Origin of the sequence: Candidatus Nitrotoga sp. M5, assembly GCF_927904885.1 — a bacterium.
Taxonomy (GTDB): domain Bacteria; phylum Pseudomonadota; class Gammaproteobacteria; order Burkholderiales; family Gallionellaceae; genus Nitrotoga.
In genome coordinates this window covers 104,750-118,373 of the sequence record NZ_CAKMNW010000052.1, presented here as the reverse complement: position 1 = coordinate 118,373, position 13,624 = coordinate 104,750, and the positions used below count along the sequence as shown (strand labels likewise).

9 protein-coding genes are annotated in these 13,624 nt (G+C 44.8%); 2 read left to right on the top strand and 7 right to left on the bottom strand.

Translation table 11 applies throughout. The annotated features are described in order from the left end of the window. The 4 genes from MJ770_RS10345 to radC form a co-directional block, all read right to left on the bottom strand. Positions 1-814, bottom strand: an 814-nt coding sequence (locus MJ770_RS10345) for an STN domain-containing protein (protein WP_239253662.1), incomplete at its 3' end; no start/stop codon positions are given. A gap of 927 nt (positions 815-1,741) precedes the next feature. Further along, positions 1,742-4,156 (bottom strand): TonB-dependent siderophore receptor, encoded by a 2,415-nt coding sequence (locus MJ770_RS10340; protein WP_239253660.1) that lies wholly within the window; start codon positions 4,154-4,156, stop codon positions 1,742-1,744. A 750-nt stretch (positions 4,157-4,906) separates the two neighbouring features. Continuing rightward, complete coding sequence (locus tag MJ770_RS10335) at positions 4,907-7,078, bottom strand: TonB-dependent receptor family protein (protein ID WP_239253658.1); 2,172 nt, start codon at positions 7,076-7,078, stop codon at positions 4,907-4,909. Between the two features lie 1,009 nt (positions 7,079-8,087). Further along, complete coding sequence (radC, locus tag MJ770_RS10330; protein ID WP_239253656.1) at positions 8,088-8,762, bottom strand: RadC family protein; 675 nt, start codon at positions 8,760-8,762, stop codon at positions 8,088-8,090. 70 nt (positions 8,763-8,832) lie between these two features. Between radC and coaBC the strand changes: the two genes are divergently transcribed. Together coaBC and dut are read left to right on the top strand one after the other, a co-directional pair. Continuing rightward, positions 8,833-10,026, top strand: coding sequence for a bifunctional phosphopantothenoylcysteine decarboxylase/phosphopantothenate--cysteine ligase CoaBC (coaBC, locus tag MJ770_RS10325; protein ID WP_239253655.1), 1,194 nt, complete (start codon positions 8,833-8,835; stop codon positions 10,024-10,026). A gap of 2 nt (positions 10,027-10,028) precedes the next feature. After that, positions 10,029-10,481 (top strand): dUTP diphosphatase, encoded by a 453-nt coding sequence (gene dut, locus MJ770_RS10320; RefSeq protein ID WP_239253653.1) that lies wholly within the window; start codon positions 10,029-10,031, stop codon positions 10,479-10,481. Between the two features lie 63 nt (positions 10,482-10,544). Here dut and MJ770_RS10315 read toward each other — a convergent pair whose 3' ends face one another. The 3 genes from MJ770_RS10315 to MJ770_RS10305 form a co-directional block, all read right to left on the bottom strand. Then, complete coding sequence (locus MJ770_RS10315; RefSeq protein WP_239253651.1) at positions 10,545-11,132, bottom strand: response regulator transcription factor; 588 nt, start codon at positions 11,130-11,132, stop codon at positions 10,545-10,547. Beyond that, entirely contained in the window at positions 11,129-12,397 is a 1,269-nt protein-coding gene (locus tag MJ770_RS10310; protein WP_239253649.1) for an ATP-binding protein, read from the bottom strand. Before MJ770_RS10310 ends, MJ770_RS10315 begins: the two co-directional genes overlap by 4 nt. Positions 12,398-12,691: 294 nt before the next feature. Then, positions 12,692-13,417 carry an SDR family NAD(P)-dependent oxidoreductase gene (locus tag MJ770_RS10305; RefSeq protein WP_239253646.1) on the bottom strand — a complete coding sequence of 242 codons (726 nt, stop codon included), beginning with the start codon at positions 13,415-13,417 and terminating at the stop codon, positions 12,692-12,694. Between the last annotated feature and the right edge of the window lie 207 nt (positions 13,418-13,624).

Here is a 13,624-nt window from a genome sequence, read left to right as displayed (position 1 = left end):
CGATAGCCGGCATAATAGTTTCATTCTTGCTTGGCTTAATAGTTTCTTGCTTGCTTGGCTTAATAGTTTCGTGCTCGCTCTGGGCAAATGCGGTCATGGATGACGGGGTTGTGGCAATAGGCATATCATTGCCTGAAACTGGTGCGGCAGCCATACTCACTGCCATGTCATGACCTGGTATTGGTGCGACGGCCATACTTTCTGTCATGTCATTGCCTAGCTCGGGTGCGGCGGCCATACTTTCTGTCATGTCATTGCCTAGTTCCGGTGCGGCGGCCATACTTTCTGTCGTGTCATTGCCTAGTTCCGGTGCGGCGGCCATACTTTCTGTCGTGTCATTGACTACTACTGGTGCAGTAGCCAAGCTCTCTAGTTGATTTTTGCTTGTTTTAGGCGTTCCTAATTTCTGTACAACATAAACATCACCCTGCAGCTCAGCTTGAAGCTTGCTTCTGGCCAACAAGCGATTTAGCCCATCCTGTACGGTGTAATTGCCGTTTACTCCTAGCGTCTGTTTCCCTTTAATTTCTTCATTTCCGTAAGAAAGTTTAATACCCTCTTGTGTAACAAAACGATCAAGTCCAACCTTAAGCGAGCCGGGTGGGATTTTAAATGCGTGTACGGCAGAACTAGCATTAATGTTTGTTTTCGCAACTGCGATCCCAGATAAACTAATAGTGGCTAGTCCAAAACAAATTAATGCGCTATTCATTGCGATGGCGAGCTTAGTTTGGCGATGTTTGAATCGTGTATGAATGCCTGTATGTTTTTGCGCCGAGGCAGTAACGCACTTTAGGCTACTGATATAACTCATTGTTTCTCCGAAATATAATATGTAATAAAGAAATGTAAAATACTTAATATACTACTGGCGTCGGGCAATTTGGTGTCACATACTTAAAACTAGCGCACCCAGTTGGTAGACTGATCATCATGCTTTGAATGAGCACCTCATCCCAAGCAAAATTAGCCATTACTGTGCATACTCAATTCAAGCAAACATAATTTTCACTTGTTGGTATCAATTTGTGTTGCTATGTCTTGCAGCCGTTGGACTTAAAGAATCGTAGCGAAAATTAGCTGAGCGCTGGCGGACTTTGCGATCCTTCACCTTGCGGCGAAATGCCTGTTTACCCTACTAGGCAATTTTGCAGGGTAATATTCGTACTATTTCCCAAAAAGTGGCGAAATAAGTACCGTTCAGCTAAATTTGCAGCTGATTTACATTAAGTGCATCAGGCTGTTGATAGTGAATGCTTTAGCCTAAGCAGCTTTACAAGTGATAACAATTCGCAATGTTATTCTCATGTTTGATGAGATGCAAGGATTAACCATATCCGAATATTAGGAGTAGAACTTACAACAGCCCCATTTTGCGAGCAACAACTTTGCGGCTTGGCTACTTACCCCATTCAGCCTCAGCACGGCATTACTCAAAATACCACATATATATCAAACATATGTCGCGCTGAAATTTTTTACTCGGTTCTTATCTTAAATATTAGGATCTTGCATTTTTAGAGGCACTAAAAAGTGTTTGGTGAGATTAATTTAAATTAAAAATTGTGTTTAAGCGGTCGAGGTTTCAAATCGATCATCACGCAAAGGTTGTGTAATCATCATGGACAGATTTAGAAAAATGCGCAGGAGAAATTATTTTGAATGGTTATGGGAACATATTTGTACAGCATTCCCGCCTGTTCGGCGGGAGCTGTTGCACGTTTTTTGCTATATGAAAAATCTAGAAGTTAGCAATGAGTGACACTCTTGCAGCAATAGGTGACCCTGGTGAGATATTGTTATTATTGTGAGCGGAAGCAAAATAATGAGTATCAAACAAATTTTCGATATTCAACTGAGCACGCAAGTTTTTATTAATCTTGGCATATACAGCTGCATCCACCCGAGCAAAGCCAGGCAAGCGGACGGTATTGTCAGTCGAAGTGTACATAGAACTACGATTCACAACACCTAGCCCAACACCCCATGTCGGATCGATGTTATATCGGTTCCACAGTGAGAATGTGTGTTTTGGAAGCTCTCTCAAGACTGCTCCTGCCTTGGCACTATCGGATTGCGTATTGGTAATTTTCCCATCTTGATAGGTATACCCCCCCATAATGCTCCAAGCTGGTGTAATGTTGCCTGCCAATCCCAATTCAAAGCCTTCATTGCGTTGGCCACCGCCTAAGAAAGTCCTGGTTGCGTCGTTCGGATCGGGAAGAATAACATTGGTACGATCCAGTCTGAACAAAGCAGTGGTCAAAGCCAGATCAGGTCGAATATCCCACTTAGCGCCAACTTCTATATTCTTGAATTTTTCCGGTTTCAGCGTCTCACTGTTCACAGATGATAGCGATGTAAGTTGTTCGCCAGCTCTCGGAACATATGACGTGCTATAGCTGGAATATATCGATACTTCTTCGATTGGTTTGTATATCAATCCGACTCTTGGCGCGAAGAAATTATCATTGGTATGTTTATTATTGTCAGGAGGAGCGAGGTTATTACTATGAAAATCTGTTGTGTACTTATCGTAACGTACGCCAAGAACAGCTTGTAACTGAGGTATTAATGTGATCTGGTCCTGCAGATAAAGTGAGGTCTGTTTTGTGACGCTATTAATATCAGCGTCTGTGGCTTTTGTAGTGAATGTGAGAGGCTCTTTCGTGATTGGGTTATTAACGGGTACGAGAATCGATGTCGTTCCAGTGTTGGAAAAAATTCCAGTTTGACGTAAAGAATCTGTGTCTTGGCGACCAAATTCGAGACCCGCTACCATATCGTGCTTAACCCCCCCTGTATCCAGGGAAAACAGAAAGTCAGTCTGATTGAAAAAAGAGTCTCGATTAGTTAGATTGTTATAAGCACCAATCCCTACGTCCGTTCCCTGTAGCGAGCTGTTGGCGTATACGTTCTGATAAAACTTGTCTTGAGTAGCGTAACGTGTGCGGTTGCGAATCTTTACATCATCATTAAATTTATGTTCAACCATTGCGTTAAATGCCTTTAGCTCTGAGTCAGCTCCGCTGCGATCAGGGTCACCAAAAAACGTTGATCTCTTGGTACTGATTGGCCGCCCATCCACAGAAGGGATACCTCGATCAGCTGTGCGATCATCTTCGACATATTCTGCACTTAACACAATTTTGGTATCGATAGTTGGCATTACTGTTACGGTAGGATTAATTCCGAATCGTTTCAAGTCTACGCCATCGCGAAAGCTGTCAGAGTTTTCATACATTGTATTAAGACGGAAAGCGGCGACGTCATTTATGCCTTGTCCGACGTCAAGAGCAACACGTTTTGTACCGTACGATCCCACCTGTGCTGTAAATTCACGTACCGGATCCCAACCAGCCTCTTTAGCAACTCGGTTAATAACGCCTCCGGAGCCGCCGCGGCCAAAAATCATTCCATTGGGACCTTTCAACACCTCAACTCTTTCTATGTTGTAAAGATCGCGAAAGTACTGGACGTCATCACGTACGCCATCGACGAAAAAGTCCGCTGTGGAACGATTTCCACGAAAAACTATAGCATCACGATTTCCTTCCCCATTAGAGATCCCCACACCTGGAACATAACGCACTGTATCCGATATGCTCAGAAGCGCTTGATCTTGAATTGCAGCCTTCGTCACAACAGATATAGATTGCGGGACATCACGCAAAAGTGTGTTTGTCTTGGTTGCAGTGGTGGTATTAGTGATTGCGTAACTCTCTTTTTGCTTTGCCGAAACCTTAACTATTGGAAGGGTGGCCATGCTTTCTGTTACGTCATTGTTTGATCCAGGTGCGGCGGCCAAGTTTATTATTTCGTTAGTGCTTGATTTAGGTGTTCCTGATTTTTGTACAACATAAACATTATCCTTAAGCACTGCTTGAAGGTTGCTGCTGGCCAACAAGCGATTTAGCCCATCTTGCGTGGTGTAGTTGCCGTTTAATCCTGACGTCTCTTTACCTTTAATTTCAACATTCTTATAAGAGAGTTTAATACCCTCTTGTGTGACAAACCGATCAAGTCCGACTTCAAGTGACCCGGCTGGAATTTTATGTGCATGTACAGCAGAACTGGCGTCAATGTTTGACTTCGCAACTGTGGGCCCCGATAAAGTAATAGTGGCTAGTCCAAAACAAATTAATGCGCTGTTCATTGCGATCACGAGCTTAGTTTGGCGATGGTTACATCGGGTTTTAATGTCTGTATGTTTATTCGCCAAGGCAGTAATGCAATTAATTTTTATGGTATATCTCATTGTTTCTCCGAATATAAAATTAAAAAAACCAAGTGCTTAATATACTACTGGCGAAGGATAATTCGGTTACACATACTTAAAACTAATGCACACATTAGTAGGCTTATCCAGATGCTGTATTAGCGCTAAATTTGAGCAAACATAATTCCCACTTGCCAATATCCAATTGTGAAGCTATGCCTAACTTCTTACCACTATAACGCTAATCGTAATACAAATGATAATGGTTCGTAACTATATTAGTATTTGTATTTCTATACAAGACCTGGCCTCACTTAATAATAATAAATATTGAATACGAATAAACTTCGATCAAACAATGAGCTTAAGCTACTTAATTTTTTATCTATCATGATGCAAGGTATGCATAATCGACATGGAAGGATGTTAAAAGCGCATGAACCATACCTTTGATGCTCCCCCCGTCTCAGGGGGAGCGCGAATAAGTTACTGAACTTCGTACTCCTGTATCTAGAGTGTTCTTCCGTTTTCTCGTCCCATGCACAATCTGGCATGACATCATCAATTATGCTAAATGCAAAATTGCCGAGCCATTAAAATAATAGTCGTAGTTTTTCAGCGCCGTTTGCACCCAACAAGCAGAAAATCTCTGCCTCCGTTGAACGCAGCCTGTACCATCTGTTAGCACTAGAATGTGGTTGAAGCACTGGCATAAAAGGTGCGAGTGGCGCCTGGAATAATTCCGCCGAATGACGCCTGTCGACGTAGTCGATATGCTTTATCAAAGAGATTATTGACTCCAGTGCTAAAGCGCCACGAGCCAAAACGTTGCTTACCCATGTCATAATCCAATCGCAAATTCCAGACATGGTAAGCTGGCAAGCGACCAGATCCACCATCAGCACTTTCTTCCACCGTATTGGCGCCGTCGGTGAAACGCTTATCAACAAAATTACCATCCACTCGGATACGTGCGACCCCTGTGTTCAGAGTATGTGCATAGGCCGTTGCCCAGCCCAATCGAACATTTGGTGCTTCAGGTAGCTCATTACCTTTATTGACGCCATTGAGAAATTCCGTGTCCACGTAAGTCGCGGTCAAGTTACCAGACAAACCGAGCGAATAACCAAGGTTTACCCCCCCTTCCACGCCTCGTTGCCTCGTTTTACCGGCATTTGTCAGCGCGCCAGCTTCAGTAATAATCTGGTTGTCGAAATTAGTCCAAAACCCTGTCGCTTCTACAGAAACCCAGTCAGCAAAGCGGCTGCGCATACCTACTTCAAAATTGTTGCTGGTTTCTGCTTTGATGTCATTGCTGGTTCCTGTAGTTGGATCAATTGCTTCGTTGAATGTTGGTGGTTGGAAATTTCGTGAATAGTTGCCGAAGAATTCAATAGCATCAATCGGCGTATAGGCGATCCCAACGCCACCTAGCACTTCTGTGGTCACTCGCGTATCCCCACCACCACCGATACCATCACTTAGACCAATCTTTCGCTGCTGAGTAATGTGCTCGTAGCGAACACCTGGAGTGATGATAACTTTGTCAGTCAGTTGCAAATTCATGCTAGCGAACGGCGCAACAACAAAGGATTGTAATTTTGCGTCCTGTATTGTTGTCCCCCTTCTTGTGTAAGCACTGTTTCCCACACGCAGGATATCTTGCTGCTCCTCAAAGTGAACTTTAGTTCCAGCAACCAGATCCATGTGATCATTAGGTGCCCAGCGTAACTTAGGCTCTACGCCGGCAACGACAAAATCACGAAGATATTGATTATTAGTTGTAGGCGCTTCCCCGTCCAAACCATTAGCGATAAACCAATCGCGTTTAAAGCTATTCATATAGGTCAAGGTATCAAGCGAAAGCGTCTTTGTCAGAGGCGTATCAAGTTTAAGTGTGGCTGCAAACCGGCGCCCATAAAATACATCATTAGACCGTTGGCTGGCATTTGCATTTGAATTAAATTGCGCAACGCTGAGGCCACCTGGTGTTTGTGCTTCTTCATTATGAAAACTGAGACGGAGATCTACCTCTCCGCCATCAATCAGTGGAGAGGTCACTCTAATTGAAAAATCCTGAACATCTGTGTGCGTATTCTGCCGTCTCAAACTTCCCCGTTTGTCGTTGAAGTTAAATAACACCCCCACTTCACCGAACCGATTGCCATAAGATGCATTGGTAGTGAACAAACCACCCTCGCGGAACGTTTCACTTAAACGAAATTCTTGCTTTTGGGGCGGGCGATGCAGAATATAGTTGATCACTCCACCAACCGTTTTCGGTCCGTATAGTGCTGAGGAATTACCTTTAATGATTTCTATATGCTCGATTTGCTCAACCGGCACATTAAAATATGAAGCTGGATCACCATATACAGCTGGCTGTATAGGCACCCCATCGGCTAATATCAAAACATTTCTACTACGAGCTGGATCCAGCCCACGAACACCGATGTTTGGACGCAATCCGCGTCCAAACTCTTCAACTGCATGAACACCTGGCGTAAATTGAAGTACATCAATAGTACTCAGCGGAGTTAGTACCTCGATTTCTTCTTTAGAAATAACATTATGCGAACCAGTAGGGCTGATTTGCGCAGAGATGTGTTCAGGCGCGGTAACTGTAACGGGTGGCAGGTGTGTTGCGGTTACTGTAATGGGTTGCAAGCGTGCTGTTACATTTTTTTTCGCCTGTTGCTGTTCTATTTTTTTGGTTTCCGCAGTGGATTTTGACGATGCTGCATTGATTGCAGTCGCTTTTGTCGCCTGTTTTGTCGTTTCGGCTGAGGCAACGGACGATACACTCATCGTAATAAGAAATGCTGCTGTAGCGCAGCTTGGTTTTTTAAAGTTATTCATGACAGCTCCATATTGTTGATATTTTATGGCTGGCTATCATGACTTTTTGTAGTCAGTATTGGCTGGCTTGAGTTTTGGTTTTGGTTTTGAAATTTACTCGACAATCTCCTTGAAATAATATCTATTTGACCCTAATTCCACTCAGTTAAGCTTCTTTAACAAAGTTAAATATTGTAAGGTCCGCGCCAGTGCTCGCTTCAGTTGTGGTTTAGGCATGCTAAAAAGCCTTAACTTAATGTCATTCCTGATTGACTTCATTTATTTTTACTTAATGGTCTACAACAAGTCTATTTAAAAATTAATGAGAAAGCAACTAATAATGATACTTATTTCTATTTAGATAAAAGTATCAGCCATTACCCATTACATAGTTCAACCAATAAAAGCAATACTTACAATCGGGGATTGTCGAACTTGTTGTTGTTTGAATGATTATATTCATGCTGTTTTTTTTACGCTAAATATCCTTGATATTGCAATACTTTACGTGCTAACCAGGTTCAGGTGAGTACGATGAGGACTGACTGCCAGTTTTGGGTGGCGTTACTCCAGCGTTCCGGCTGGTGTAGCTTTGCTACTTCATAATGATTATGGCTCGTTCATTTAAAATCGAGACATCAATTCCTTTGTGGCGATGCGCGGGCGTCACAATTTTTTGTCCTACACGCCTCCAGCCATCGTCGTCTTTTAATCAAATTCTTTTACATGTGATGATGGATGCTCAATCCTATCTCGTCCGAATTCACGGTCCGCTCGCCACGATACAAAACCTTGAATAACGCCTGCTCGATAAATGCTTCTGATTAAGGTTATCACATTGTTCCTCTATGTCTCATAGTTTATTTTTTCGCGGCAATTAGCCTGACAGGCAGGAGGTGACGTCATATCCAAACTGTTGCCACTGACAACTAAAACCTGTCGCTGCATTTGAATTGATCGATACAGAGTCATTTTTAAAGCTTAGAAATGAAGGCTAGCTGGGGAATTTTAGAAGCCAGCTAAAAAGCTATTACAGTATTCCTCGCTCTGCAAAAGATAAGCAACCAGCGCCTGCCACAATGAAGTGATCAAGAACGCGAACATCCACCAGCGCGAGTGCTTGCTTGAGGGTTTCGGTGAGTAGGCGATCGGACTGACTGGGCTCTGTCACACCTGAAGGATGATTGTGTGCCAAGATTACTCCAGCGGCGTTATGATACAACGCACGTTTTACCACTTCGCGCGGATACACACTGGTTTGGGTGAGTGTACCGTGGAACATTTCTTCTGAAGCAATCACACGGTTTTGTGCAGTAAGGAAGGCTACCAAGAATACTTCCTGTTCGCGTCCACGCAATAGCAATCGAAGATAATCTCGCACCGCGCCCGGTGAGTTCAGCGCATCACCCATGCGCATTACCTCTTGCAAGGCACGCCGCGACATTTCCAGTACAGCTTGCAACTGAACATATTTGGCCTGCCCCATGCCGTATATATTAGAAAATTCTTCCTGGCTAGCTGCAAATAAACGAGTAAGTGTGCCGAACTCGGTAAGCAAATCACGCGCCAAATCTACCGCACTTTTACCCACTACACCGGTACGCAGAAATATTGCCAGCAGCTCGGCATCCGAGAGTGAGGCCGCACCACGCTGGATTAACTTCTCGCGCGGCCGCTCCCCCTCAGGCCAATTGTTAATTCCCATTGCCCTCCTCTGCCTAAGCATTGTGGTTTTTTGATAAAGAACTGTAGTTCTTGCTAAGATGCGCAGCATTATGGAACAAATTCAAACTAAACGTATTGTGCTTGGCATCAGCGGAGGTATTGCCGCCTATAAATGTGCCGAATTAACCCGTCTATTGGTAAATCAGGGCATACAAATTCAGGTTGCGATGACTGAAGCTGCGACCCACTTCATTACGCCAACCACCATGCAGGCGCTATCCGGCAAGCCGGTGTACAGCAATCAGTGGGGCGAACACACTGCTGACCACATGGCACACATCAGCCTAAGTCGTGCCACTGACGCCATCATAATTGCGCCGGCCACTGCTGACTTCATCGCTAAGCTGGCTCATGGCTTGGCCGATGACCTGCTTTCCACGCTGTGCTTGGCTCGCAATTGTCCGTTACTGCTCGCTCCGGCAATGAATAAACAAATGTGGGAAAATCCAGCCACGCAACGCAATATCCAGCAACTCGTTGCTGATGGTGTAACTATTTTAGGCCCTGTCAGCGGTACACAAGCCTGTGGCGAGGAAGGAATGGGACGCATGCAGGAACCCGTAGAGTTGGCACGCGCTGTGGTTGCTTTTTTTCAGCCCAAACTACTATCCGGTGTGAAAGTTCTGCTGACTGCCGGGCCAACCTACGAAGCAATTGACGCAGTCCGCGGCATGACTAATCGCAGCTCCGGTAAGATGGGCTATGCCATCGCACAAGCCGCGCTGGAACTTGGTGCGGAAGTTACGTTAATTTCCGGCCCAACAGCCTTATCCAGCCCCCATGGCGCCGTGCTGATGAATGTCACCAGTGCTGCTGAAATGTTCGACTTAGTTAAAAATCATGTCGCAGATGTCAACATTTTTATCAGTGTTGCAGCCGTAGCTGATTATCGCGTAGCGCAACCGAACAAACAAAAAATGAAGAAGAGTGCAAGCGGACTAACACTGGAATTATTACCCAATCCAGATATCCTGGGATATGTCACAGGGCTTCCAAAGCCACCATTCTGCGTAGGGTTTGCGGCTGAAAGCCACAACCTGCACGAATACGCTGCAACAAAGCGCAAAACCAAAAAAGTTCCACTACTCGCAGCCAATCTAGTTCAGCAAGCAATTGGTGCAGATGACAACGAATTGGTTTTATTTGACGATGCGGGCGAGCATGTATTGCCGCGCGCGGATAAGCTCACACTGGCGCGGGCTTTGTTGCAACACGTAATCAAACTTTACCGGCAAGGAAATTAATTATGAAAAAAACTGTGGATGTAAAAATTCTCGATCCGCGCTTGCATGAGCACCCACCCGCTTACGCCACACCCGGATCGGCGGGGATAGATTTACGCGCTTGCATTGAGCAATGTATGATTATCCAGCCCGGCCAATGCGATCTCATCCCGAGCGGCATTGCAATTCATCTGGCCGACCCGCAGTGCGCCGCGATGATCTTGCCACGCTCCGGACTTGGACACAAACACGGGATTGTGTTGGGCAATTTGGTCGGATTAATCGATTCCGACTATCAAGGCCAGATATTTATTTCTATCTGGAACCGTGGACAGCACCCATTTTCTCTAATGCCACTGGATCGTATAGCACAACTGATAATTGTGCCGGTACTGCAAATGCAACTCAATATAGTCCAGGACTTCCCTGTAAGTCAGCGCGGAAGTGACGGTTTTGGCAGTACTGGCAAGCATTGACCCCAGATAGCCGTTAAACCGGTTATAAACTGCTTTTCAGTCTTGGCGCACATCAGGCTATTGTTATTTTTTCTGAGCTAACAGCCTGTCACCTCGTTCAGGAGCCGGATGTTTCAACAACTTACGTTGTAACGTGCGCCGATGCATATTAAGTGTACGTGCGGCAGCGGAAATATTACCGCCACAGTCTGCAAGCACCTTTTGCAAATGCTCCCACTCGAGACGATCCATTGACATTGGTTTCGTTACAATGGCCGCTTCAGCTACGCCTGGTTGATGGTCAAAAGCAGCGACAATTTCATCCGCATCCGCAGGCTTGGCCAGATAGTATGTCGCACCCAGCTTCACGGCTTCCACAGCGGTTGCAATGCTCGAATAGCCGGTAAGTACCACGATACGCGCGTCAGACTTACGCTCCTTGATGTATGCAACCAATGTTAAACCTGACTGCCCGGGCATCTTTAAATCAACCACAGCGTGAGTGGGAAGATTTTGCGCAATCATTTGTATGGCTTCATTCACATTGTTTGCTACACTTACCACGAAACCCCGCCGCGCAAGAGCCTTCGCTAACACTGTGCAATAGGTAACGTCATCATCTACCAGCAGCAGTGTGCGCAACAACGAGTTTTCCAATCCTGGCAAAGTCATATTGCATTCGTCACACGTAAACTAGCCAAGGGCATTGTCACGCAAGTGCACACTCCCCCGCCATCCCGATTCGATAATGAGAGGGCACCACCAAACCGGCGCAGTGTGGCATTAACCAGAAACAATCCAAGTCCTCGCCCGCTTTCTTTAGTAGTAAAAAATAATTTTCCGGCATTAGTTTTAGCAGATGGGGTCAAGCCATTGCCGCGATCAGAGATTTCAATCTTCAATTGCTCAGCATTACAACTGGCCTCCACTTCTACACTGTGTTCCGAAGCATCAGCAGCATTGTTTAGAATATTAGTGATAACTTGGCCTAACACTAGCTCCGCTATAATCTTCGGTGCAGGAGATGGTCCCGTCCAACGATAGCTCACCTGCGCAGAGGGACGCATGCTGTGCCATTGCGCGAGTAAATCCGCAAGATAACTATCTAACGCAATACTGTAACCACTTTCCGCACGCGCTTGTTCTGTGGACGAAAGCATAAGGGAAAGCGTGTTTTTACAACTCGTCACTTGATCACGTAACAAGTGCAGATCTTTCACCAGTTCTGGTTGCATCGCATATTCATGTTCAAGTTCCTTAAGCACTACTGCCATCGTTCCCAGGGGCGTGCCCAGTTCATGTGCAGCACCCACTGCCAGTGTGCCAAGCGCCACCAGATGTTCATCACGAAGTGCGTTTTCACGCACTTCCGCCAACATGCGCTCACGTTCGCGCAAGGTGTTGCCCATCTTCACCACATAGTAACCGACTAACCCCACGCCCAGCACGAACCCGAACCACATGAGCCAAGCACTTGAGTCAAGGGGGGAATCGGTGTCAATATGAAAATGCGGCAGCGGAATGTAAACGAACATCAAGAACGTATAGCAAGCCACGATTAACACGGCCAATAACCAAGCGTAAATAGCCAATAGTGTAGCGGCGGCTATTGTAAGCGGTAACAATAGCAGTAGCACAAACGGATTAGTGGTACCCCCAGCCAGATAGAGCAACGTGCTTAGTAACAGAACATCCAGCACCAACTGTCCAAACACTTCGATTTCTTGCACTGGCCATGGAAGTTTAAACCGTACCCAGGTGAGTATATTGAGAACCAGTAGCACCGTCCCGATCACTTCGAATGGCAACGGCATTCCCATTCCTTTTGCAACCACCAGCACCGCCAATGTTAGACCAACCACAGCGATATTTTTGAGCACCAGCACACGTCGTAGGTTTACGGGTGACGACATCGAGAAAGAAACAAATGACTCCATTAATAAATCCGATAATTCAATTATTTTTCGTTTGAGAAAGAGAATATAAAACTATATAGCACCTCGTGACCTGCAGTTTGTGAAGCTACTCACTAACGAAACTTGATTGAGGCACTTTGATTATAAAAGCTAAGCGGGAGGCATGACGTGAAAATAAAAACAGAAAAAAATCTGGGCAGAATTTATCTTGAAAATTTTGACTTGACCTAGGAAAACACTGAATTATTCACCGTGTGACCGAAAGTTCAAGTTATATTTTTTGGTTCTGTTGAATGATATTAAGTTAATTGTTTGTTAAATCTCACGCGCAGAAAAAACAACTTTGGGGAATGCTTGAGGTTCATCCAGTATTTTCAAATATTTTTGTGCAACGTGCTCAGGAGTGTCCAATGAATTGGTTTCATGTAAGTCTATAAATCGATCAAGCATCGAAAATGAATGCTTTGACACAGCTCTAATTTTCGCTTGCATAGGTGTGTCTACAACCCCTGGCGCTACTGAAAAAATATGAGTATTTGCCGTACCAGTTAGCTCCAACTCTTTGGCTACATGAAGAGATGCGTGGTCGAGAGCTGCCTTCGCTGAACCATATAAAGACCAACCATCGGTTACTTTTGAGGCAGCACCCGAAGATACATTTATAACTATTCTCTTTTTTACTTTGTGTGGAATTTTTAAAAAAGCATTCATTAATTGTATCGGGCTTATCAGATTTACGTGCATAAGAAGTAATATCTCTTCTTCTGTAAAGCCTCCAAGATATTTGATTGGATCAATCACGCCAGCATTATTAATCAGATATAAAGAATCCTGGTTTGTAAATGACGATTCAAAGACTTTAATAATGGACGAAAGCTGAGACGGATTGCTCAAGTCCGCAAACAAATGTTTGTAGTGTGCATGAGAGATAGAAGATGTTCGTGAGATTCCATATACAAAAACATCTTCGCGTTGCAACAATGCCTCTGCTATGGCCTTGCCCAGACCAAAAGATGTGCCGGTTATAAAATAATAATGCATCACAAATATTTCCTGATAGTCACAATATTCAGCCGCACGAATGAAGCGTTCAGGGCAGCGCGAAGTCTGACAATGTTCGCAGCAGTCTGACTCAGAGGTACCCCCTCAAAACGCCTTCGCATTTCATTAACCCAAATCATAATCCCCACTCCAAAACAGTACGTCAATGTCATGCTTACTGTATTTATTGTAGTAACCAATCGCGTA